The sequence below is a fragment of the Nonomuraea sp. NPDC004702 genome, from assembly GCF_053601695.1.
This window is the reverse complement of sequence record NZ_JBSGCE010000007.1, coordinates 224,208-246,596: the sequence shown is the minus strand read 5'-3', so window position 1 is coordinate 246,596 and position 22,389 is coordinate 224,208. Positions and strand designations below refer to the sequence as shown.

23 protein-coding genes are annotated in these 22,389 nt (G+C 72.8%); 11 read left to right on the top strand and 12 right to left on the bottom strand.

What is annotated here, in order from left to right; translation table 11 throughout:
- Positions 1-169: 169 nt before the first annotated feature.
- Both ACWEJ6_RS12590 and ACWEJ6_RS12585 read right to left on the bottom strand, forming a co-directional pair.
- The gene (locus ACWEJ6_RS12590) at positions 170-1,132 is read right to left on the bottom strand and encodes an NmrA/HSCARG family protein (protein ID WP_452423500.1); all 963 of its coding nucleotides are present in this window, start codon (positions 1,130-1,132) and stop codon (positions 170-172) included.
- Complete coding sequence (locus tag ACWEJ6_RS12585) at positions 1,027-2,880, bottom strand: ATP-binding protein (RefSeq protein ID WP_452423498.1); 1,854 nt, start codon at positions 2,878-2,880, stop codon at positions 1,027-1,029. The genes ACWEJ6_RS12590 and ACWEJ6_RS12585 overlap by 106 nt, the downstream gene beginning before the upstream one ends.
- Positions 2,881-3,205: 325 nt before the next feature.
- On the opposite strand from ACWEJ6_RS12585, the gene ACWEJ6_RS12580 reads away from it, so the two are divergent.
- From ACWEJ6_RS12580 to ACWEJ6_RS12535, 10 genes are all read left to right on the top strand, one after another.
- Positions 3,206-3,865 (top strand): sigma-70 family RNA polymerase sigma factor, encoded by a 660-nt coding sequence (locus ACWEJ6_RS12580; RefSeq protein ID WP_452423496.1) that lies wholly within the window; start codon positions 3,206-3,208, stop codon positions 3,863-3,865.
- Positions 3,866-3,952: 87 nt separating this feature from the next.
- Positions 3,953-5,179, top strand: a complete 1,227-nt coding sequence (locus ACWEJ6_RS12575) for a low temperature requirement protein A (RefSeq protein ID WP_452423494.1) — start codon at positions 3,953-3,955, stop codon at positions 5,177-5,179.
- 184 nt (positions 5,180-5,363) lie between these two features.
- A complete protein-coding gene (locus ACWEJ6_RS12570) occupies positions 5,364-5,594 on the top strand; it encodes a hypothetical protein (RefSeq protein ID WP_452423492.1) in 231 nt (76 codons plus the stop codon).
- Positions 5,578-7,233, top strand: coding sequence for a ferritin-like domain-containing protein (locus ACWEJ6_RS12565; RefSeq protein ID WP_452423490.1), 1,656 nt, complete (start codon positions 5,578-5,580; stop codon positions 7,231-7,233). The genes ACWEJ6_RS12570 and ACWEJ6_RS12565 overlap by 17 nt, the downstream gene beginning before the upstream one ends.
- Positions 7,234-7,253: 20 nt before the next feature.
- On the top strand, positions 7,254-7,970 hold the full coding sequence (locus ACWEJ6_RS12560) for an alpha/beta fold hydrolase (protein WP_452423488.1): 717 nt from the start codon (positions 7,254-7,256) through the stop codon (positions 7,968-7,970).
- Between the two features lie 42 nt (positions 7,971-8,012).
- Complete coding sequence (locus tag ACWEJ6_RS12555) at positions 8,013-8,927, top strand: RNA polymerase sigma-70 factor (RefSeq protein ID WP_387667322.1); 915 nt, start codon at positions 8,013-8,015, stop codon at positions 8,925-8,927.
- Positions 8,928-8,973: 46 nt separating this feature from the next.
- Entirely contained in the window at positions 8,974-9,657 is a 684-nt protein-coding gene (locus ACWEJ6_RS12550; protein WP_452423486.1) for a sigma factor, read from the top strand.
- Positions 9,658-9,864: 207 nt separating this feature from the next.
- The gene (locus ACWEJ6_RS12545; protein ID WP_452423484.1) at positions 9,865-10,617 is read left to right on the top strand and encodes an SDR family oxidoreductase; all 753 of its coding nucleotides are present in this window, start codon (positions 9,865-9,867) and stop codon (positions 10,615-10,617) included.
- A gap of 8 nt (positions 10,618-10,625) precedes the next feature.
- Positions 10,626-11,036, top strand: a complete 411-nt coding sequence (locus tag ACWEJ6_RS12540; protein WP_387667330.1) for a cupin domain-containing protein — start codon at positions 10,626-10,628, stop codon at positions 11,034-11,036.
- A gap of 133 nt (positions 11,037-11,169) precedes the next feature.
- On the top strand, positions 11,170-12,189 hold the full coding sequence (locus tag ACWEJ6_RS12535) for a ferritin-like domain-containing protein (RefSeq protein WP_452423481.1): 1,020 nt from the start codon (positions 11,170-11,172) through the stop codon (positions 12,187-12,189).
- A gap of 114 nt (positions 12,190-12,303) precedes the next feature.
- Here the strand turns inward: ACWEJ6_RS12535 and ACWEJ6_RS12530 are convergent, their stop codons facing one another.
- From ACWEJ6_RS12530 to ACWEJ6_RS12490, 9 genes are read right to left on the bottom strand one after another with little or no spacing between them, the layout of a single operon-like run.
- Entirely contained in the window at positions 12,304-13,185 is an 882-nt protein-coding gene (locus ACWEJ6_RS12530; RefSeq protein ID WP_452423479.1) for an ABC transporter substrate-binding protein, read from the bottom strand.
- Entirely contained in the window at positions 13,185-14,282 is a 1,098-nt protein-coding gene (locus ACWEJ6_RS12525; RefSeq protein WP_452423477.1) for an LLM class flavin-dependent oxidoreductase, read from the bottom strand. The genes ACWEJ6_RS12530 and ACWEJ6_RS12525 overlap by 1 nt, the downstream gene beginning before the upstream one ends.
- Positions 14,272-15,060: an LLM class flavin-dependent oxidoreductase gene (locus tag ACWEJ6_RS12520; RefSeq protein ID WP_452423475.1), complete on the bottom strand. Its 789-nt coding sequence runs from the start codon at positions 15,058-15,060 to the stop codon at positions 14,272-14,274. The genes ACWEJ6_RS12525 and ACWEJ6_RS12520 overlap by 11 nt, the downstream gene beginning before the upstream one ends.
- Positions 15,057-15,554, bottom strand: coding sequence for an NADPH-dependent FMN reductase (ssuE, locus tag ACWEJ6_RS12515; RefSeq protein WP_387667342.1), 498 nt, complete (start codon positions 15,552-15,554; stop codon positions 15,057-15,059). The genes ACWEJ6_RS12520 and ssuE overlap by 4 nt, the downstream gene beginning before the upstream one ends.
- 1 nt (position 15,555) lies before the next feature.
- A complete protein-coding gene (locus ACWEJ6_RS12510) occupies positions 15,556-17,028 on the bottom strand; it encodes a hypothetical protein (protein WP_452423473.1) in 1,473 nt (490 codons plus the stop codon).
- Positions 17,029-17,060: 32 nt separating this feature from the next.
- Positions 17,061-17,771, bottom strand: coding sequence for an ABC transporter ATP-binding protein (locus ACWEJ6_RS12505; RefSeq protein WP_125629991.1), 711 nt, complete (start codon positions 17,769-17,771; stop codon positions 17,061-17,063).
- Positions 17,768-18,601, bottom strand: coding sequence for an ABC transporter permease (locus tag ACWEJ6_RS12500; RefSeq protein ID WP_452423470.1), 834 nt, complete (start codon positions 18,599-18,601; stop codon positions 17,768-17,770). The genes ACWEJ6_RS12505 and ACWEJ6_RS12500 overlap by 4 nt, the downstream gene beginning before the upstream one ends.
- Before the next feature lie 2 nt (positions 18,602-18,603).
- Complete coding sequence (locus ACWEJ6_RS12495; protein WP_452423468.1) at positions 18,604-19,599, bottom strand: ABC transporter substrate-binding protein; 996 nt, start codon at positions 19,597-19,599, stop codon at positions 18,604-18,606.
- Positions 19,592-20,566, bottom strand: coding sequence for an ABC transporter substrate-binding protein (locus ACWEJ6_RS12490; protein WP_452423466.1), 975 nt, complete (start codon positions 20,564-20,566; stop codon positions 19,592-19,594). The genes ACWEJ6_RS12495 and ACWEJ6_RS12490 overlap by 8 nt, the downstream gene beginning before the upstream one ends.
- A 125-nt stretch (positions 20,567-20,691) precedes the next feature.
- Between ACWEJ6_RS12490 and ACWEJ6_RS12485 the strand changes: the two genes are divergently transcribed.
- The gene (locus ACWEJ6_RS12485; protein WP_452423465.1) at positions 20,692-21,465 is read left to right on the top strand and encodes an IclR family transcriptional regulator; all 774 of its coding nucleotides are present in this window, start codon (positions 20,692-20,694) and stop codon (positions 21,463-21,465) included.
- 67 nt (positions 21,466-21,532) lie between these two features.
- Here the strand turns inward: ACWEJ6_RS12485 and ACWEJ6_RS12480 are convergent, their stop codons facing one another.
- Positions 21,533-22,357: a helix-turn-helix domain-containing protein gene (locus ACWEJ6_RS12480; RefSeq protein ID WP_452423463.1), complete on the bottom strand. Its 825-nt coding sequence runs from the start codon at positions 22,355-22,357 to the stop codon at positions 21,533-21,535.
- Positions 22,358-22,389: the final 32 nt, after the last annotated feature.

Here is a 22,389-nt window from a genome sequence, read left to right as displayed (position 1 = left end):
GGTGTCGGCCGCGCTCAGCAGGTGTGTCGTGGGCCCCTCGCCGCCCCGGCGCCTGGCGAACGAGAGCTTCCCGCGCACGAGGTCGGTCCTGGCCCGTTGCCGCATGGGAACTGGTCGCCGGGGCGCCGGCGGGTGAGGCGGCCGTGAGAAGCGTGCCCGCGAGAACCGGTCAGCGCGGGATGGTGTCCCGGTGGGCGGCCAGCCAGGCGTCGAACGTCTGCAGCCGCGGATTGAGTGCACGCAGCAGCTCGAAGTCGATGAGCTCGGCGATGTCGGGGGCGGCCGCGACCAGGTACTGGAGCATGTTGCCGACCTCGCCCGCGCCCGGGAACCCCGCGGCCCGGATCATGTCGGGGCTGACCGCCTGGTACGTGACGGGCTCGCCGAGCGCCTGGCTCAGCGCGGCGGCGTACTGCGCGCCGGTGAGCAGGGCCCCGGCGACGCTCACCCGCCTGCCGGCCATCCCGTTCCCCTGGCGGAAGATCCCCAGCGCGGTCCTGCCGACGTCCTCCGCGGCCTGCGCGGCCACCCTCGCCTCGCCGAACCCGAGCGGCAGCACCAGCGCGCCCGTCTCGTCACGCCGGGGCGCGAACATGTCGCGAAATGCCTCGTAGTACACGTTCGCCTGCAGGAAGGTGGTGGGCACGCCCGACTCCAGGAAGAACCGGTCGGCCTCGGCCTTGCCGTCGGCGTGCGGCACCTTGTACGTGCCCTCGAAGCTCGGCGTCCCGTCGTCCGGACGGAAGTAGCCGCGAGTGTCGGACAGCGTGGACCAGACGAGATGCCGGACGCCGGCCTCCCGGCCCGCCCGCGCGGCGTTGCCGGCCTGCTCCCGCTCCTTGGTGGTCGCGGGCCGTGCCCGCTCCTCCTCGGGCGTGCGCGGCTCCCAGAAGTTCGTCACCACGAAGGCGCCGTGCGCGCCGTCGAAGGCCCTGCGCAGGCTGCCCGCGTCGTCGAGATCGGCCTCCACGACCTCGGCCCCCAGGGCGGCCAGCTCCCTGGCCCGCGCCGAACCCGGGTCCCGGGTCAGGGCAGTCTGGGACTTCGACAGTTGGTCGGTGCTCTCCGCGAGACTGGTCGATCTGGCACGCGAGGCGGGCGCCCTGTCGGTGCTGCCCTCAGCCCTCCACATGCTCGTGTCGAACAGGGTCCTCGCCGGTGAGTTCGCCCTGGCCGACGCGCTGGTCGCCGAGGCGGCGACGATCGGCGAGGTGGGAAGGACTCCAGGGCCCGCAGCACCATCGGCACGCCCGCGGCGGAACCCTCGGTGAGCGCCACGCCCACGCCGTTCAGGAGCAGGTCGTTGCGCTCCGGCGGCGGCCCCGGCGGTGCGGCGAGCAGCGCCTCGGCGATGTCCGCCACCTGGGCGCCGCTCGGCAGCCGGCCCGCGTTCATGGCCGCGTTCAACGTGTCGCGGTAGGTCTCGCGGGCCAGCCCGGCGTCCAGCGGCGCCAGGCGCTCACCGGCTCTGAGCAGCAGCGGGAAGGCGGAACCTGCGCTCCTGGAGGCGAACGCGATCTGACCGCGCAGCAGGTCCGCCTGGGCGCGTTCGCGTTCGTCCAGAGTGCTGAGTTCGGCTGCGTCCAGCAGTTCGAGCGCGGCGTCGTACCCGCCGGCCTGGTACTTGGCCCGTGCCGCCGCCAAGGCCCTGGCGCCGCGGCGCGCGGGATCGGGGGTCAGCTCGGCTGCCCGCTCGTGGAACGCCGCCGCCGCGGCGACTCCGCCGCGCGCCTGCGCCCGATCGGCCGAGCGCTCCAACTCGGCGGCCACCGTCTCGTCAGGGCCGGCCGCCGCGTTGGCGAGGTGCCACGCCCGGCGATCGGGGTCCGCTCGGGGATCGGTCGCGTCGGCCAGCGCCCGGTGGACGTCCTGCCGGTCCTGCGGGGACGCGACGCGGTAGGCCGCCGATCGCATGAGGGGATGGCGGAAACGCACCCGCGTACCGATGGTGATCAGCCCCGCCGCCTCGGCCGGCGACGCGGCGGACACCTCGATGCCCAGCAACTCCGCCGCGCGAGTCAGCAGGGTCACGTCCCCGACCGGCTCGGCCGCCGCGATGAGCAGCAGCCGCTGCGTCTCGGCCGGCAACGACCGGACCCGCCGCAGGAAGCCCTGCTCGATCTGACCGGCCAGCGGTCGCGCGTCGGGCCGCCCGAATCCACCCGCCAGCTCCGCCGGCGCCAGCCCCCGGGGCAGTTCGAGCAGGGCCAGCGGGTTTCCCTGCGTCTCGACGACGATCCGGTCCCGGACCTGCTCGTCGAGCCGTCCGGGAGTCACGGAGTCCAGCAGGGCGCGGGCGTCGCTGTCGCTCAGCCGTCCCACGTCGAGCTGGGGCAGCCCCTTCAGCTCCGGTCCGAGGTGGTGCTCGCGCACCGCGAACACCAGCCCGATCGGCTCCGCGAGCAGGCGCCGCGCGACGAAGGCGAGGGTCTGCGCGGAGACCTGGTCGAGCCACTGCGCGTCATCGACGAGGCAGACCAGCGGCCCTTTCCCGGCCACGTCGGCGAGCAGGCTGAGCACCGCGAGCCCGACCAGGAAGCGGTCCGGAGGAGTTCCCGCGCTCAGGCCGAACGCCGTCCCGAGCGCGTCGCGTTGCGGGCCCGGCAGGCGACCCAGATGCTCCAGGAACGGGGAGCACAGCTGATGCAGCCCGCCGAAGGCCAGCTCCATCTCGGATTCCACGCCGGTCGCCTTGATGATCCGGCAGCCGGACGCGCTGTCCCGCGCGTACTCCAGCAGCGCCGTCTTGCCGATGCCGGCCTCGCCGCGCAGAACCAGGACCGAGCTGTGGCCGTCCTGCACCGTCGCCACGAGCTGATCCAGCGTCTCGCACTCCAGTTGCCGCCCGAGAAGTCGCGACCCGGGACCCCCGCTTGCCATGGCACTGCCCCCGACGATCATCTGTTCGTGGCCCCATGACCGCTGAACATGGGGAGAAACCGGCGCTACATCCTCGATGGAGACGTAACCTACCGTTCTGCCATCAAGCCCAGCAATCTGCTGGTGACACCGGCCGCAGGGTGAGCCGGGCGGTCGCGGAGCATCCCACCGCCCGAGGCGCCTCCGCTGCCCCGACGCCCGCCACGGTGCGGGCCAGGGTACCGACCACGGTGTTCCCAGGGCGCGATGGAGCAGCCCGGACGGCGACCGTGATCGCACTGGCATCACCGGATGCCAGCTGTCGAACGGAGCCGCCATCGTGACCATGAGCCTGTTGGAGTCGTACGAAGACCACGCAGAGCAGACCCGTGACCGGTCGATCACCCATGGGGACGGAGACGATCCGGCGTTCGTCAGCGCCGCGCCCCGGCTTCTCACGATCGGTCTGCGCGTCCTGCAGGACGTGGGCGAAGCCGAGGACGTGGTGCAGGAGACGTGGCTGCGTTGGGCCCGTGCCGATCGGTCGGTCGTCATCAGCCCGCCGGCGTTCCTCGCGCTGACCACCGCGAGGCTCGCCATCAACGTCGCCCGGTCCGCCCGCAGGCGCCGAGAGACCTCCGCCGGCTCCTGGCTCCCGGAGACGGCGGACCTCGCCGCCGGGCCCGAGACGGCAGCCGAACGACGAGAGGCGGTCGACACTGCGATCCGGCTGCTGCTGGAGAGGCTGACGCCCGCCGAACGAGCCGTCTATCTCCTGCGCACGGCCTTCGACTACCCCTACCGCCAGATCTCCGAGCTCCTCCACCTCGGCGAAGACCACGCGCGGCAACTCCAGCGACGCGCGCGCAACCACCTCGCCACCGAGCGACGCCACCAGGTGAGCACCACCGCGCACCGGCGCCTCGTGCGGACGTTCGTCGCCGCCGCCCAGTCCGGCGACCTCGCCGCCCTGGAAGAGGTGCTCACCGCCGACATCGTCCGCTGAGTTCGATCGCTGGTGCGGCGATCTGTCACAGATCACGACGCCGTCCGGTCTTTCGGGTGAATCGGACGCCGAAAGAGCGACAGGAGCGTGAGCGTGCCCTCGACCATGACCACCATCCGGATCCGGGTCAGGATGAGCTCCCGGCCCGTCGACGAGCCGCATCGCGCGTCGAGCCAGCTCGAACTGCTCTTCGATCTCACCTTCGTGGTCGCGGTCGCGGCCGTCACGGCGCAGTTCGCGCACGTCATCGCCGAAGGTCATGGCCTGACCGGGCTGGTCCCGTTCCTCCAGGTGTTCTTCGCCATCTGGTGGGCGTGGATGAACTTCACCTGGTTCGCCTCGTCCTACGACACCGACGACGTTCCCTACCGGCTGCTGACCATGGTGCAGATGGCGGGGGTGCTGGTCCTGGCCGTCGGCGTGCCCGCCGCGGCCGGCCGCTCCGACTACGGGATCATCACCCTGGGCTACCTCATCATGAGGATCGGGCTCGTCGCCCAATGGCTGAGGGCCGCGGTCGAAGACCCGGCGAGCCGCCGTACGGGGCTCCGCTACGCCGCGGGCATCGGTCTGGTCGAGCTGGGCTGGTTGCTCCGGCTCGCCCTCCTGGACGCCGGCCTCCTGCCGGCGTCGCTCCAGCTGCCGTTCTTCGCCTGCCTGGTCGTCCTGGAGCTGGCGGTGCCGTGGTGGGCGGAGCGGGCCAGGGCGACCACCTGGCACCCGCGGCACATCGCCGAGCGCTACGGCCTGTTCACGATCATTCTGCTGGGCGAGAGCGTCCTGGCCGCGAGCAGAGGGGTTGAAGGGGCGCTCGAAGCGGCTCCCCTCGTCGTCATCGCCGGATCCGGTCTCGTCCTGCTGTTCGCCCTGTGGTGGCTGTACTTCCTGGTCGAGGCGGGGGAGGGGCTCAGCGAGCGGCGTCACCGGTCGTACTGGTGGGGGTACGGCCACTTCGGCGTCTTCGCCGCGCTGGCGGCCCTCGGCGCCGGGCTCGAGGTCGCGGTGGAGCAGAGCGGGCGCCAGGTGGCGGCATCGCCGACGGCGATCGGCTACGCGGTCGCCGTCCCGGTCGGGGTGTATCTCATCCTGCTCCGGGCGGTGCACGCGCTGGTCGACGCGGACTCCGTCGTCCCCCGCGCCGCCGTGGCAGGGTGCGTCGGCGCCGTCATGTCGTCGCCGCTCGCGGCGCCGTGGATCGGGGTGGCCGCCGTGGTCGCGCTGATCGCGGCCGCCTGCGTCGCGCTGGTCGCCGTCGCCATCTGGGCGGCACGCGGCCGACACTCTCAAGGAGAGTCACCTGCCGGCCAACCCTGAGACGGTGCGCATCGTCACCGAGGGGATGCGCGACGTCTCAACCGTGGGAAAGCTCGCCGAACAGCCGGATCTTGTCACAAATGCCGAGGCTGCCCTGTCTTAGCTGGCGATCGGACCACATGGGCGCGGGAGTCGGCGGGCTGAGGCCGGATCGCCGGCCGACTGGAGATCCCTTGGAGGAGACATGAGCACCCCGAACGGTGAGAACGAGTTCCTGTACGAGCTCCACGTCGAGATCGAGGAGGAGCTGATCATCGCCGAGGCCAGCCACCCGGAGGACGAGGTGGGGCAGCCGGTCACCGAGTGGCTGTACGACCCGACGGACGTCGAGCGCGAGAAGATCGCTCTGCGGGGGCTGCGCGACGCGGTCGAGGTGCTGGAGGACGGCTGGCGGCCGGGTGACGACGTTGCCTGAGCCGCGGATCGGCACGCTCGGCAGCCTGCGTGAGCATCTGCAGTGGGCGATCGAGCTGGAGCACGCGACGTTGCCGCCGTACCTGACGGCGCTGTACTCGTTGGATCCGGAGCGTAATCCGGTGGCTGTGGAGGTGGTGAGCGGCGTCTTCGTGGAGGAGATGCTGCATCTGGCGCTGGCGGCGAATCTGCTGAACGCGGTTGGTGGCACGCCGCGTCTGGATATGCCGGGGATGTTGCCGCCGTATCCGCGCAGGCTGCCTCATGGTGATCTGGAGGTGTCGCTGGTGCCGTTCGGCGTGCAGGCGCTGGAGATGTTCCTGCGCCTGGAGCGGCCGGCGCCGCCCGGCGCGCCGCCGGAGGACGACGGCTACGAGACGATCGGGCAGTTCTACGCCGCGATCGAGCAGGGGTTGCGCCATCTGTGCGGAACGCTCGGCGAGAAGGAGGTGTTCTGCGGCGACCCGGCCCGGCAGGTGAGCGGCGCCCACTTCCGCCACACCGGCGGCAGACTAGTCGCCGTCACCGACCTCGCCTCCGCGCTGGACGCGCTTGAGGAGATCGTCGAGCAGGGGGAGGGCACCGCCCGCGGCGAGGTCTGGGACGGTGACCAGGACGAGGTCGCCCATTACTACCGTTTCATGGAGCTGAAGCTCGGCCGCCGCTACCGGCGCGGGGACACCCCTGAGTCCGGGCCCACCGGTGAAAGGCTCTCGGTGGATCTCACCGGGGTGTTCCCCATGACGCCCGGCCCTGCCGACCGCGCCGCGCAGGAGGAGTTCGACCACGCCTACTGCGCCATCCTCCATCTGCTGGAGCTGGCCTTCAACGGCAACCCCAGGATGCTCGCCGTCGCCACCGGCGAGATGTACGCGCTCAAGGCCCAGGCGCAGGAGCTGATGCGGCGGGGCGGCCTCACCTTCCAGTACGTCCCGCCTGAGCTGCGCCGCTGGAGCGCGGGCGACCACCAGCGGATCGTCGTGCTCCGGGACGGGCCGTACGTCGTGTACGGTCGCGTCCCCCTGCGGCGCAAGCGGAAGATCGTCTCCGCCGAGCAGAAGAACGCGCTCACCTGGAAGACCGGCGAGCCGCTGGAGACCGAGGAAACCTACGCGCTGTGCCGCTGCGGCCGTTCGGGCGCCAAGCCGTTCTGCGACGGCACCCACGCCGTGATCGGCTTCGACGGCACGGAGGCCGCGCCGATGCGGCCTTACCAGGAGTTGCAGCACGTGCACGACGGCGTCGGCATCTCCGCGCGGCGGGTGGGCGAGCTGTGCGTGCACGCCGCCTTCTGCATCGGCCGGACCAGGCCCATCGCCAAGATGCTCGACGACACCGCCGACAGCGACGTGCGCTCGGACGTCATGGGCCGCATCGATCACTGCCCCTCCGGCTCCTACAGCTATGCCCTCGAACGCGGCGGCGAGACGATCGAGGCCGACCTCCCGCACGCCGTCTCGGTGCTGGAGGAGGAGGACGGCCTCGCCGGCGCGCTGTGGGTGACCGGCGGAATCCCCGTCACCCGATCGGACGGCCTGCCGCTGGAGACCAGGAACCGGATGACGCTGTGCCGTTGCGGTCACTCCGGCAACAAACCGCTCTGCGACGGCACCCATCGCGAGATCGGCTTTCACGAGTGAACAACCAGAGAGGCAATCCCATGAACCGACCAGTCGTTCTCCTCGTCCACGGCGCCTTCGCCGAGTCGGCCAGTTGGAACCGCGTCATCCGGCGCCTGCGCGACAGCCGGCTCACCGCGGTCGCCGTGGCCAACCCGCTGCGCGGCGTGGAGGGCGACGCCACCTACCTGCGGGACGTGATCGACGGCATCGGCGGCCCCGTCGTCCTGGTCGGCCATTCCTACGGCGGCATGGTGATCAGCCAGGCGGCGGCGGGCAACCCGGCCGTGCGTGCCCTGGTCTACGTCGCCGCCTTCGCCCCCGAGCCGGGCGAGAGCGCGCTGCTGCTGTCGAGCAAGTTCGAGGGCAGCACGCTGGGCCAGGCGCTGCAGGCCTACCCGGTGGCCTCCGGCGGCGACGAGTTCCGCATCGACCCCGCCAAGTTCCACCGCCAGTTCTGTGCCGACCTCGACAGCGAGGAGGCCGCGCTGATGGCCGCGACCCAGCGGCCGGTGACCGAGCGCGCCCTGTCCGACGGGCTCGCCGTCGACGAGGCGCCCTGGCGCACCGTCCCGTCCTGGTTCGTCCACGGTGACAAGGACCGCAACATCCCGGCCGCCGCACTGCGCTTCATGGCCGAGCGCGCGGACTCGCGCGGCACCCGCGAGGTCGCCGGCGCCTCCCACGCGCTCGCGGCCTCCCAGCCCGACGCCGTGACAGCGACTATCCTCGACGCCGCGGACCACGCGCGAGGCTGACGAACCCCTGTTCAGGCCGATGGGCGAATCGATGTGGGGCACATGAACACGGAATCCCTTGAACAGGCGGACGCTCTCGATCGGGCGGCGTCCGCCTTCATCGAGCTGCGCCCGCGGCTGTTCGGCATCGCCTACCGGATGCTGGGCAGCGCGGCCGAGGCCGAGGACATCGTCCAGGAGGTGTGGCTGCGCTGGCAGGACACCGACCGCGAGACCATCGAGAACCCGCCGGCCTTCCTGGCGCTGGTCACCACCCGGCTGGCCATCAACCTGGCGCAGTCGGCGCGCGTGCGGCGGGAGTCCTACATCGGCCCCTGGCTGCCGGAGCCCGTGGACACCAGTCTCGACCCCACTGTCGGCGCCGAACGCGGCGAAGCGCTGGAGCTGGCCCTTCTGCTCCTGCTGGAGAGGCTCAATCCCACGGAGCGCGCCGCCTACGTCCTGCGCGAGGCCTTCGACTATCCCTATCCGCAGATAGCGGAGATCCTGCGGCTCACCCCGGTCAACGTCCGGCAGATCGTGAGCCGCGCCCGCAGGCGCGTGACGGCCGTCCGCCACGAGCCCGTCGACAGGCTCCAGCACCGGCGCCTCCTGGAGACGTTCCTCGACGCCGCCCGGACGGGAAACGTCGGCGCCCTGGAGAAGCTCTTCGCCGCCGACGTCGTCAGCTCCTCCGACGGCGACGGCATCAGGGGATCGGCCAAGTTCCCCGTGCTGGGCAACGAGCGGGTGGCCAGGTTCGTGGCCGCGTTCTCGCCGCGGTTCTGGCCGGGCACCGCCGTCACGTGGGTCGAGATGAACGGACTGCCAGGCGTGCTCGTCACCCGGGACGGCACCGGCGTCGCCCTGCTCGCCATGGAGGCCTCCAAGGAGGGGATCCACCACCTGTTGTGGATCCTCAACCCGGCCAAGATCGAGGCCTTCGAGCGCTCTCGCAGCCGCTCTGTCACAACGTAACGGGCTGTCCGGTCTTATCTGCCAACGATGAAGGAGGCGGCAGACCATGACCGAGGCGGGCGCCGAGTCGCTGGCGGAGATGCTCGACGAACGGCAGCACCTGCTCGGGATCGCTCTGTCCATGTTCGGCTCGGACACCACGGCCGAGCACGTCGTCCAGGAGACCTATCGCCGCTGGTACGCCCTCGACGAGGAGGAGCGCGCCGCCATCGCGGTGCCGCGCGCCTGGCTGACGCGGACAGCGGGAAGCATCTGCCTGGAGCTCGTCGCCGACCCCGACCCCGACCCCGACTCCGTGCCCGGCGGCCGGGTGACGCGGGCCCGGCCCGTGCCGTACCCGGCCTCGCACCAGGCCGGGTACGGCCCGGAGGTGCGCGCCGGGCACGAGCGGGTGGCCCGCCGGTTCGCCGCGGCCTGCCAGGCGGGCGACACCGAGGCGCTGCGGGAGGTCCTGGCCGCCGACGCGATCGTCGTCAGCGATGGCGGCGGCAAGGTGCGCGTCGCCGTACGGCCGGCCCACGGTGCGGACGCGGTCGCGCGGGTCGTCACGGCGTTGCTGATCGACCAGCCGGGAACCGAGCCGGCCATCGGATCGGTGAACGGCAGGACGGGGCTCGTGCTGCGGCGGGCGGGCAAGGTCGTGGCGGTGGTCAGCGTGAGCGTGGCCGGAGCCGAGGTCACGGCGGTGTGGATCATCCTGAACCCCGACAAGCTCCAGCGTTGGCACTGAACGGTATACCGGTGCACCACCAGATCCCCCCGGGTACTTCTTCGGGTCGAGCATGGTCTGCGTGCTCTCGCCCTGGCCCAGGCGGCGCGGGATCAGCACGCTCCTCCTCGGACACGAGGCCGCCTGTCACAACCGAGGGGGGCTGCCTTGTCTTAGCTGACGACAAGGGCGCACCACAGCGCCCGGAAAGCCAGAAGGGTGCCAGCAATGAAAATCGTGGTGATCGGCGGGACCGGGCTCATCGGGTCGAAGCTGGTGAGGAAGCTGGGCGAGCACGGCCACGAGGCCGTGGCCGCGTCGCCGAACACCGGCGTCGACACGCTGACCGGGGAGGGCCTGGCCGAGGTGCTGAAGGGCGCCGAGGTGGTGATCGACGTGTCGAACTCGCCCTCGTTCGAGCGCGAGGCCGTCATGAAGTTCTTCCAGACCTCCACCGGCAACCTGCTGGCGGCCGAGGCGGCCGCCGGGGTGGGCCATCACGTGGCGGTGTCGATCGTGGGGACCGAACGGATGCCGGAGAACGGCTACTTCGCGGCGAAGATCGCCCAGGAGCAGCTGATCGAGAAGTCCGGCATCCCGTTCTCGCTGGTGCACTCCACGCAGTTCTTCGAGTTCGCCCGCGGCATCGCCGACGAGGGCACCGTCGACGGCAAGGTGCACATCGCGCCGGTGCTGTTCCAGCCGATCGCGGGCGACGACGTGGCCCAGGCGGTCGGCAGGACCGCGGTGGGGACGCCGCTGAACGGCCGGATCGAGATCGCCGGACCGACCCGGTACAAGATGGACGAGTTCTTCCGCAAGGCGTTGGCCGCCTGGGGCGACACCCGCGAGGTCGTCACCGACCCGCAGGCGCGCTACTTCGGCAGCGTGCTCGGCGAGCGGTCGCTGGTGCCCGCCGACGGCGCGCGGCTCGGCACCATCACCTACAGAGACTGGCTCGACCAGTCCGACGCGAAGTAGGGCGGGCGATGGACAAGCCGCGATCGACCGCGTGGCAGACGGCGCTGACCGTGCTGCAGGAGGCGCAGCCTCCGTTCATCCCCGAGGGCGCGCACGCGATGACCGTGGTCATCGAGTACCCGCCCGGAGACCCTGGCGCGCCGCCGCATCGCCACCCGGGTCCCGCCTTCGGCGTCGTCCTTGAGGGCGAGATGCTGATGGAGCTGGAAGGGGAGCCGGAGCGGGTGATCCGCGCCGGCGAGGCGTTCTGGGAGCCGGGTGGCGACGTCATCCACTACCAGGACGGCAACAATCGCGCCGATGTCCCGGTACGGTTCACGGTCACCATGCTGTGCGAGCCGGGCAAGCCGATGTTCACGCTGGTGGAAGAGGCCGAGCTGGCCCGGCGCAAGGACCGTCGCGCGCCACGCCCGTCCTGAACCCCGGCGAGGTGTCCGCAGCGTGACGGCACGGGCTGCCGTCATCGCCGCCTGATCCCAGGATCGAACCAGGCCGCCGGCCCATCGGCCGGCGGTCCGATCCGCCATGCCGACAACCCGAGGTATGACACGAATGAAGCACGAACGACCGGTCCGGATCGGCACGCTCGGCAGCCTGCGTGAGCATCTGCAGTGGGCGATCGAGCTGGAGCACGCGACGTTGCCGCCGTACCTGACGGCGCTGTACTCGTTGGATCCGGAGCGTAATCCGGTGGCTGTGGAGGTGGTGAGCGGCGTCTTCGTGGAGGAGATGCTGCATCTGGCGCTGGCGGCGAATCTGCTGAACGCGGTCGGTGGCACGCCGCGTCTGGATGTGCCGGGGATGTTGCCGCCGTATCCGCGCAGGCTGCCTCATGGTGATCTGGAGGTGTCGCTGGTGCCGTTCGGCGTGCAGGCGCTGGAGATGTTCCTGCGCCTGGAGCGGCCGGCGCCGCCCGGCGCGCCGCCGGAGGACGACGGCTACGAGACGATCGGGCAGTTCTACGCCGCGATCGAGCAGGGGTTGCGTCATCTGTGCGGAACGCTCGGCGAGAAGGAGGTGTTCTGCGGCGACCGGGCCCGGCAGGTGAGCGGCGCCCACTTCCGCCACACTGCCGGATCGCTGTTCGCCGTCGAGGATCTGGAGTCCGCGCTCGGCGCGCTGAAGGAGATCGTCGAGCAGGGGGAGGGTACCGCCCGCGGCGAGGTCTGGGACGGTGACCAGGACGTCCTCCACCCCGAGCGGAAAGAGGTCGCCCACTACTACCGCTTTCAGGAGCTCAAGCTCGGCCGCCGTTACCAGCGGGGCGACACCCCGAGGACCGGCCCGACCGGCGAGAAGGTCGGCGTCGACCCGGACGGCGTGCTGCCGATGACACCCAACCCGCGGCCCGCCGAGCCGGGCAGTGCCGTACGGGCGGCGCAGGATCTGTTCGACACCACCTACAGCACCCTGCTGAACCTGCTGGAACAGGCGTTCAACGGCGACCCGAAGCGGCTCACGGACGCCACCCGCACCATGTTCGCGCTCAGGGCCCAGGCGCAGGCCCTGATGGCGCTGCCCGGCGGCGCCGGTCCCACCTTCGCCTACGTGCCGCCCGCAGCACGCAGCTGATCGATCCGCTTCTCGTCCACGTCCGGCTTGCCGATCGGGGCGGCCTGCGCGGGCGTGCCGCCGTGATCGAAGTCGTCCTCTCCGCTGCCGCGTGGGCGGCGGAGAGGACGGGAGTCACCGGGTTCGCGTCACCAGCTCGCCGATCTCGGGGAGGACGGCGTCCGCGACCGTGACCTTCCGCTCGATGAGCCCGTTGGCGTGGAACAGGTCGGCGGCGTGCTGCTGCTCGGCGACGAACTCCGGGCTGACCGGGTGCAGCCCCCACGGGCGGGTGCGCAGCGCGTGCTCCCACGCGTCGAGATCGCCGTCGAACAGGGCCGCGGCCTCGCGCGGGTGCTGCTCCGTCCAGCTGTCCGCCCGCTGCAGCGCGGTGACGATCCTGGCCAGCTCCTCCGGCCGTTCCTGGGCGAAGTCGCGGCGGGTGAACCACAGCGAGCGGTGGCTGAACAGGCCCTCGGTCTCCACCAGCGTCCGGGTGCGCGACTCGACCGGCGTCAGGTACGGGTAGGAGCCCACCCAGGCGTCCACGTCGCCGTTCACCAGCAGCTCGGCGGCGTTGCCGTAGGCGTCCACCGGGACGATGTCGCCCCACCCGAGCCCGGCCCGCTCCAGCGCCAGCAGCAGCAGGGTGGTCTGCCAGGAGCCGTGCCCGAGCGCCACCCGCCTGCCCTTCAGCTCGGCCACCGAGCCGATCGGGGAGTCGTCCCGCACCACCAGGCGGCCGTTCTCGACCCGCGGCCCCGAGATCGCCGCGTACACGATGTCGTGCCCCTTGGCCTGGGCGGTGACCGGGGGCGTGGAGCCGGTGCCGATGAAGTCGTATCCGCCGTCGAACAGGTGGTCGCCGTGGGCGGACGGCAGGGCCCGGGTGGGATCGACCCGCCCGTCCCGGCCGAGGGCGTTCAGGTCCACCCATTCGACGCCGGGCAGCAGGTCGCGGTGGCGGGCCACCCAGAGCGTGTTGTTCTGCGGGAAGAAGCCGACCTTGGTGGTCATCAGGAGCGTCCTTTCAGTAGCGGCAGAACGTGGCGGCCCACGCGGCGGGCCTCTTCGAGATGGGGGATCCCGGCCAGGATGAGGGCGTCCACCCCGAGATCCAGCAGCCGGTCGAGGCGGTCGGCGACCTGGTGGTAGTCGCCGACCAGGCCGAAGGCCGGGCCGTCGCGCAGCTGGCTGAACCCGCCCCACACGTGGGGGGCGACCTCCAGGGCGCGGGGGTCGTCACCGGCTCCGGCGAGGAAGGCGCGGCTGCGGCGCACGCCGACGGAGTCGCCCTCGCCGGCGTCGCGCTCGCGCGGCCGGGCCCGCCAGCCGGCCTCGATCTCCGCCCACGCCTCCTCCTCGCTCTCCCGGGCCAGCAGGTCCACCCGCACGGCGAACCGGGGCGGCGTGGCACTGTGCGCGCGCACCGCGTCGAACTTCTCCTCCAGCGCCTCGAACGGCTCCAGCCAGGACAGGTAGTAGTCGGCGTGCCGGCCGGCGGCGTCGATGGCGGCGGGGGAGGAGCCGGAGAAGAAGATCTCGGGGAACGGCTGCCCGGCCAGCTCCTCCGGCAGCCCGGCGTTCTCCACCTGGTAGAAGCGGCCCCGGTGGGTGTGCCCGCCCTGCCAGACGCCCTTGAGCACGTCCAGGAACTCCGAGGTGCGCGCGTAGCGGTCGTCGTGGTCCACCTTGTCGCCCCACCACAGCTGCGCCGGGCCGCCGCCGCCGGAGATGACGTTGTAGACCATCCGGCCGCCGGTGGCCCGTTGCAGCGTGGCCGTCATCCGGGCGGCCTGGACGGGGTGCAGGAAGCCGGGCTGGAAGGCCACCATGAAGCGGTACGACGTGGTCTCGCGGGCCAGCGTCGCGGCGGCGGCCCACGGGTCGTCGGTGTGCGGGAAGTTCGGCAGCAGCCCGCCGGTGAAGCCGCTGTCCTCGGCGGCCCTGGCGACCTCGGCCATGTAGTCGGCGTGGCTGTAGCCGTCGTCCCGGCCGTCCCTGGTGCCGGGGGCGGTGCCGCCGGGGGCGAAACCGCCTCGGCTGCGGACGCGGCGGCGCAGCGAGGGCTGGTCGCCCTCCATGTGGATGCGCCAGTAGATGTCAACGGTCAACAGACCGCTCCTTCACGTGCTCGCCGAGGCGGTAGACGTCCTCGGTCTGGAGGAAGAACTCGGTGACGCCGAGCGCGGCGTACTCGTCGGCGGCCTCGATCGAGGGCAGGTGCACGCCGTAGCGCAGGCCGGGCAGCTCGGGGATGAGGGCCGCCAGGTCGTCGCCGGCCGCGAAGACGTGCACGTCGGCGTGCCGGCGCGACAGCTCCAGGGCCTCGGGCGAGGCGCCCGACAGGTGCACCTCGGGGAAGGGCGGGGACGACAGCGGCGCGCCGAAGCCGCCCTTGACCACCTCGTAGGAGTCCCCGGCGAAGTCGAACGGGCCGCCGCCCCAGACGCCCTTGGCCACGGTGAGGAACTCGTCGGCGCGGGCGAACCGGGCGGCGCCGGTCAGGAAGTCGCCCTGCGCCCTGGCCACGGCCGGGTCCAGCTCCACCGCGAGCCGCCAGCCGAGCCGTCCGGCGGAGAAACGCTGCAGGGACGCCGAGAGCTTGGCCGCGTAGACCGGGGTGGCCACGGCCGGGTGGAACTCGGCGACGACCCGCAGGTGGCGGGTGCGGCGCAGGGCGTTGGCGGCGACGGTGAGGGATTCCTGGCCGGCGGGGTCGAAGGGCGAGAGCGCGCCCGCCCACCCGGACAGGTCCGCGGCCACGGCGGCCCGCCCGGCGGGGTCGGTGAGCGCCGGCCGCACGTCGGTGACGAAGCGCGGCAACGGGACGGGGTCGGGGCTCCGGGTGGGCAGGGCCAGGTGGAAGCGGCCGGTGCGGTGCGCCGTCATGCCGCCGCCCCCAGCGGGACCTCTTCCAGCAGGGCGTCGATGCGCGGGAGCAGCTCCCCGGCCAGCGGCTCGATCTGGCTGTCCAGGACGAACAGGCCGCGCGTGACGTGCCGCGCGCCGAGCACGCTCAGCACCGGGCGCAGGGCGTAGTCCACGGCCAGCAGGTGGGCCGGGGTGCCGCCGGTGGCGATCGGCACCACCGTCTTGCCGGCGAACGCGCCCTGCGGCAGGACGTCCAGGAACGCCTTCAGCAGCCCGGTGTAGGACGCCTTGTAGATCGGGGTGGCGACGACGATCGTGTCGGCCGCGGCCACCTGCGCGGTGGCGCGGGCCAGCTCGGGATGGGCGGTGTCGCCGCGCAGCAGGGCCTCGGCGGGCAGGTCACGAAGGCGCAGTACGGTGGCGGGCCGGCCCAGCCGCCCGGCCAGGTGGTCGAGCAGGCGTACGGTGCGCGAGGCGGCCGATGGGCTGCCGGAGATGAGCAGGACGGACATGTCAGATCTTTCCTAGGGGTTCAGCGGAAACGGGCGGCGTCCGGGTCGGCCGCGGCGATTGCCCCGTCTCGTCGAGGAAGCCGGGCGGCGGCAGGTGGTACGGCGGCTCGGCGGCGGCCGGCAGGAGCGCGGGCTCCCGTTCGCGGGAGTCGAACTCCGCGCTGACCGCGGCCAGCGTCTCGGGCTGCTCGACCAGCGTGACCGCCGCCGTGGCCAGGTAGCGGGCGGCGGCCAGCAGCCCGGCGTGTGCGATCGGGGTGCCGGTCGCCGCGGTGGCCGCCCACGAGTGCAGGGGCACCCCGAGCGGCACCACGGCCGCGACCAGGCTGAGATGCGGCGCCGTCCAGCTCACCTCGGAGGTGTCGCTGGACGGGCCGCCGAGGTCGGGACCGGCGGGCGGGCGCAGCGGCAGCACCTCGCCGGCCAGGCCGGCGGGCGGCCGGCCGATCGCCGCCTGCAGCCGCCGCGCGAACGACTGGTCGGCGTCGGTGAACGCCGGCGGCCCCAGCTCGCTCATCGTGTGGTGCAGCAGCTCGGCTCCCGCCCGGTTGCCGAGCCCCTGCCTGATGGCGGTGACCAGGCGGTGCTCCAGCCGGGTCCCGCTGCCGGCGGCGGCGGCGTGGGCGCAGGTCACGACCTGGTCGTAGAGGGTCCTGGCGGCGGCGGCCGTGGACTCGCGGACGTAGACCCAGACCGTTTGCAGGTCGGGGGTGACGTTGGGGGCGCCGCCGCCGCTGATCGTGTAGCTGACGCGGCCGGAGGGGGAGACGTGGCCGGCGCGCAGGCGCTCGACCATCTCCGTCAGCAGCAGCGCGCCGTCCAGGCCGCTCCGGGTGCCCAGCGGGTTCGAGCCGTGGCCGGGCGAGCCGAGGAAGGAGAACGTGGCCGAGTACAGGGCGCTGGTGACGTCCCAGCCGGTGCCGGTGACGGGGGCGGGGTGCCAGTCGAGGAAGGCGTCCAGCCCGTCGTAGGCGCCGTCGCGCACCGCGTACGCCTTCCCGACCAGGTGCTCCTCGCCGGTGGACGCGAACACCTTGATCGTGGCCCGGCTCCCCAGTGCCGTGGCGGCGGCGATGGCCGCGCCTGCCGACGCCGCCGCCAGGGCGTTGTGGCCGCAGCCGTGGCCGGGGCCGTAGGCGGGGGCGTACTCGTCGCCCTCGAACGCGACCGGTTCGTGCCGGGCCGCGCCGGCCCGCTGGGACAGGCCGGGCAGGGCGTCGTACTCGACGTTGAAGCCCAGCACCGGCCCGCGGTCGCCGTGGGTGGCGACGAACGCGGCAGGCAGGCCGGCCGTGCCCCACGCGATCGTGAAGCCGTGCGCGCGCAGGAGCGCGGCGGTGGCCAGGGCCGAGCGCCATTCGCGCAGCGACGGCTCGGCGTAGGCCCAGATCCGGTCGGCGAGCCCGGTCAGCGCGGCGGCGTTCCCGGCGATCCAGCCGGCCGCCGTCACGGCCCTGCTCCCGGCACTGCTCACGGCCCTGCTCCCGGCACTGCTCCCGGGCGCCGTCATGGCGCCGCTCCCGCGTGGGCGTCCACGCCGAGGTCGGCGAGGAGCCGGCGGCGCAGCTCGACGAAGTCGGGGTCGGTGCGGTCGCGCGGCCGGTCGAGCTCGACCCGCACATCCGTGACGAACGTGCCCGCGCGCAGCACCGCGATCCGGTCGGCGAGCAGGATCGCCTCCTCCACGTCATGCGTGACCAGCACCACGGCCGGGCGGTGCCGGGCGCACAGCTCGGCGATCAGGTCCTGCATGTGCAGCCGGGTCAGGGCGTCCAGCGCGGCGAACGGCTCGTCGAGCAGCAGCAGCTCCGGCTCGCGTACCAGGGCCCTGGCCAGCGCGACCCGCTGGGCCTCGCCGCCGGACAGCGTCGCGGGCCAGGCGTCGGCATGGCTGCTCAGCCCCACCTCGGCCAGGGCCGCCAGGCCCTTGGCGCGGGCGGCGCGGCCCTGCCCGATGATCACGTTGGCGAGGGCGCGCTTGGACGGGACGAGCCGCGGCTCCTGGAAGACGACGGTGCGCACCGGCGGCACCAGCACGCTCCCGCCGCCGGCCGCGTCCAGCCCGGCCAGGATGCGCAGGAGCGTGGTCTTGCCGGTGCCGCTCGCGCCGAGCAGCGCCAGGAACTCGCCGCGCCGCACGTCCAGGTCGACCCCGTCGAGCACGGCCCGCTCGCCGAAGACCTTGCGCAGCCCCCGGGTGCGTACGGCGAGGCTCATCGGATCGTCACCGCCCTGCGCCAGGGCATCGTGACCCGCTCGGCCAGCCGCAGGGCCAGGTCGGCGGCGAGCCCGATCACCGCGTACAGCAGCACGCACAGAGCGAGGATGTCGGTGCGCAGGTAGTCGGTGGCCCGGGCCATGAGGTAGCCGAGCCCGGCCGTCACGTTGATCTCCTCGGCGGCGATGAGCGCGATCACGCTGAGCGTGGTGGACAACCGCAGCCCGGCGAAGATCGACGGCAGCGCGCCCGGCAGCACGACCTCGCGGGCGACGGCCAGCCGGCCCAGTCCGAACGAGCGCGCCGCCTCGACGACCTTGCGGTCCACGTTGCGCACCCCGCTGGAGACGTTGATGTACATGGGGAACGTGCAGGCCACCCCGATCAGCAGGATCTTGGACGCCTCCTCGATCCCGAACCAGACGATGAACAGCGAGGTCAGCGCCAGGAACGGGATGGCCCGCAGGGCCTGCATCGAGGAGTCGACGAGCTCCTCGCCGAGCCGGGTGAAGCCGGAGACGACGCCCAGCGCCAGCCCCGTGGAGGCGCCCAGCAGCAGGCCGAGCCCGGCCCGGGTGACCGACACGCGCAGCGCCTCGGGGAGCTGGCCGTCGGCCCACAGCTCGCCGAAGGTGTTGACGACGTCCTGGGGGCCGGCGAGCACGTCCTGGGTGAGGGCGCCGGTGGCGGTGGCCGCGTACCAGGCGGCGAGCAGCAGGACCGGGCCGGTGGCGCGCAGCGCGAGCGTGACGGCCGGGTGGCGGCCGGACGAGCGCGGCGGCTGGGGCGCGACGAGCCCTTCGACGCCGGCCTCCGTGTGAATGGCCACGCTCATGACCGCGCGCCCCCGAGCGTGTTCACGTCCACGACGTGCTGGGAGACGTCCAGCGGCGCGGTGAGCACCTTCTGGTCGAGAAAGAACCTCGCCACGTCCTGATATTTCGCGATTTCGGCGGCGGTAACCGCCTGGACGGGCCTGCCCTTCTTCTGGATGCCGGCCACGAGCTCCTTCTCCTCGCCCTGCACGGCCTGCGGGCCGGTCTGGGTGAAGACGTTCAGGTACGCCGCCGGATCCGCGATCTCCTTGGCGCTGCCCTCCTTGATGAACGCGAACAGCGCCTTGACCACCTCGGGATGCTCCTGCAGCAGCTTGTTGGCGGCCACGTAGATCACGTAGTTGTCCGACTTGATCGCCTCGCCGTCGGCCAGGACGCGCGCGCCCAGCTGGGTGACGGCGGGGATGAGGAAGGTGGAGAAGGTGGACCAGGCGTCCACCTCGCCCGAGCCGAAGACCGGCGCGGTCTGCGGCGGCGGCAGGTAGACCCGCTTGACCTTCTCGACCGGCACGTCGAACGTCTGCAACGCCTTGAGCAGCAGGTACTCGCTGGTGCCGCCGTGCCCGACGGCCACGCTGCGCCCGGCCAGATCGGCCACGGACCTGATCGGCGAGTCCTTCTTCACCACGATGCCCTCCCCGGCCAGGTCGGGCGGGACGGTGGCGAAGATCTTGAAACTGGGCTTGACGGCCAGCGCGGTGACGCCCGAGGTGATCGAGCCGGTGGCGATGTCGAGCGAGCCCGCGTTGATGGCCTGGGCGGCCGGGGCGAACACGGAGAAGTCACCGGCCCACTTGACCTTGGCGTTGACCTTGGCCAGGGCCGCGTCCAGGCTGCCGTCCTTCTTCGCGACGGCCAGGAAGCCGCTGTTGCCGGGGTCGGAGATGCGCACGACGACCTGCTCCTGGCCGGCGGCGGTGGTGGTGGTGTCCGGGCCGCCGCAGGCCGTGGCCAGGAGGGCGAGCGGAAGGGCGAGCAGCAGCTTACGCATGGGTGACTCCTTGGAGCGGGGTGTGGTCGGCCCAGGCGGCGACGTCCACGGGTGATTCGAGGAAGCCGTGGCCGCGCAGGAAGCGCTCCTGCTCGGCCAGCAGGTCGAGGCGTTCGGCGGACAGGTCGAGGTGGAGCGAGGCGCCGGGACGGTAGGCCGCGGCCACGCCGCTCGCGCCGGCGCCGGTCTCCGCGCCCAGGATCCTGGCCACCTCGGACGGGTGCGCGGCGGCCCAGTCCGCGGCGCGCAGCAGGACGGCCAGGAAGCGGGTGACCACCTGCGGATGCTCGTCCAGCAGGCGCTGGTGGACGGTGATCGGGCGGGGGGTGCCGTTGTTGATCCGCGCGCGCCGGTCCGGCACGGCGTCCAGGTCGATGCCCACCTCCGCGCCGTGGCGCAGGGCGGCCTCGACGGCGAGCGCGCCCTTGACGTAGACCGCGTCCACCCGGCCGGCGGCCAGCGCGGCCAGCTCCGCCTCCCACTGGCCGCCGCCCGGCTCGGCCTCGACGTCCACCAGTTCGGCGTCACCGAGCCCGAGCCCGGCCAGGGAGAGCGCGCCGTGGAAGCCGCGCAGGGCCATGGCCCGCCAGAAGTCGATGGCGATGCGATGCCGGGGCGCCGCCAGCCGCAGGCCCTTGAGCTGCTCGGGGCTCTCCAGGGCGGTGCCGCCGCGCACCAGCACGACCTGCCGCTCCTCGATCCAGGTGAGCCCGATGAGCCTGGTCGCCTCGCCGCGCGAGCGGGCCCACAGCGCCGGCACGTTGCCGCCCTCGCGGAACAGGCCGGTCAGAGCGTGGGTGTAGTGGGTCTCGCGGGGCACGCCGGGGTCGTCGTCCTGCAGCGAGCGGACCTCGATCCCGTCGCCGGCGAACTCTCCGGCCAGCCAGCCCTGGTCGGCCGCGATGCCTGTGGCGGTGGGGACGGGACAGCGGGTGAACCAGATGGCGTCGAGTGCGGCTGTGGTCATGAGCAGAGTTTGCTTGTAAATTGGTAGGGAATGCAAAGATTGTCCCGCGATGCGGGAAGCGTTCCCGGCCGGACCGGCTCCTACCTGGTCCCCGATCTCCCTACTCGGAAGACGGAGTTTCCCGCATGGCAGCAGACGACAGCGTCCAGTCGGTGCGCAGGGCCATCGGCCTGCTCGGCTGCTTCGGGGGCGGTGACGCCTCGCTCGGCCTGTCCGACCTGGCGCGCAGGATGGGGCTGTCCACCTCGACCACCCACCGCCTGGCCAGGACGCTGGCCGCCACGGGCTTCCTGGAGCAGGAGGCGCGCACCGGCCGCTACCGGCTGGGGCCGTCCATCACGGAGCTGGGGCAGCTCTCCTTCCACCGGCGCGGCCTGCACCGCATCGCCCCCGAACTGGCCGAGCTGGCCCGCGTCACCTCCGCCACCGTGGACCTGGCCGTCCGCAACGACCGGCACGCGGTCATCCTGAGCGGCGGCTCGCTCAACCCCGACAGCGGCGCCGGGCTGCGCCGCCCCCTGCACTCCACGGCGCTGGGCAAGGTGCTGCTGGCCTGGGACCCGGAGGGCAGCGCCGACCTGGCGGCGCTCGGCCCGCTGCCGGCGCTGACCGGCCGCACCATCGTGGACCACGCCGAACTGCGCGAGGAGCTGGTCCGCGTGCGCGAGTCCGGGTACGCGCTCAACGACGGGGAGTCGGGCGACGGCGTCCGCACCGTCGCGGTCCCGGTGCTCGACCGGCACAACCACGTCCGCTACGCGCTGGCCGTGCGCTCCACGCCGCTGGTCATCAGCGACGCGCGGATCGACTGGTTCGCCGCGCACGCGCGGGCCTGCGCCCGCGCGCTGGAGGTGCTGCTGATCCCACCGGCCGAGCGCCGCCTGCGCCCCTCCGCCTGAGTCACGACAGGCGTCGCCGGCCGGCGGCGGCGTTCCCGTTCACGTCGCGGGCGAGCCCGTGGGGGATTTACGAGGAAAGCGTGACGGAGGTGAGGAGCGCCAGCTTCTCGGCGCTGCCGGTGCCGGGGTCCGGGTGCAGGACGATGAGCGTCCGGCCCGCCGCGCCGCTCACGGCCAGCCTTTCCCGGTTCAGCCACAGCTCACCGACCTGGGGATGGTCGAGGCGTTTGGGCGCGCCCTCGCACGTGTTCACGTCGTGGCGGGCCCAGAGCCTGCTGAACAGCGGGCTGGCGAGGGAGAGCTCGCCGACGAGTTCGACGAACCGGGGATCGTCGATGTCGGCGCCGACGGACTTGCGGAAGCCGGCGACCATGCCCTGCGCGGCGTCCTCCCAGTCCGGGTAGAGAGCCTGCTCGGCGGGGTCGAGGAACACGTCCCGCAGGCGGTTGCGCCCCGCCGCGAGCCGCGGCGACAGGGCGGTCGCCGGCGCGTTGGCGGCCAGGACGTCGAAGGAGCGGCCCTCCACGTACGCGGGCAGCGCGAGCGCGGCGACGAGCTTGGCGATGCCCGTGGGAACGCTCTCCTTGCGGGGCCGCCGCCGTCGCCGCCGGGGATCGCCCGCCCCGAGGCGCAGCAGATAGGCCGTCGCGTCGTCGTCGAGCCGCAGCACGCGCGCGAGGGACACCAGCACCTGCGCGGACGGGTTGCGGTCGCGGCCCTGCTCCAGGCGCAGGTAGTAGTCGGCGCTGATGCCGGCGAGCATCGCGACCTCCTCCCGGCGCAGGCCCGGCACCCGCCGTACGCCCACGGAAGCGATGCCGGCCTGCTCTGGAGTGACGAGCTCCCGGCGGGCGCGTACGTATTCGCCCAGAAGGTTGGATTCGCCGCCCATGCGTCCCACGGTAATGGCGCAGCTCGGCGCGT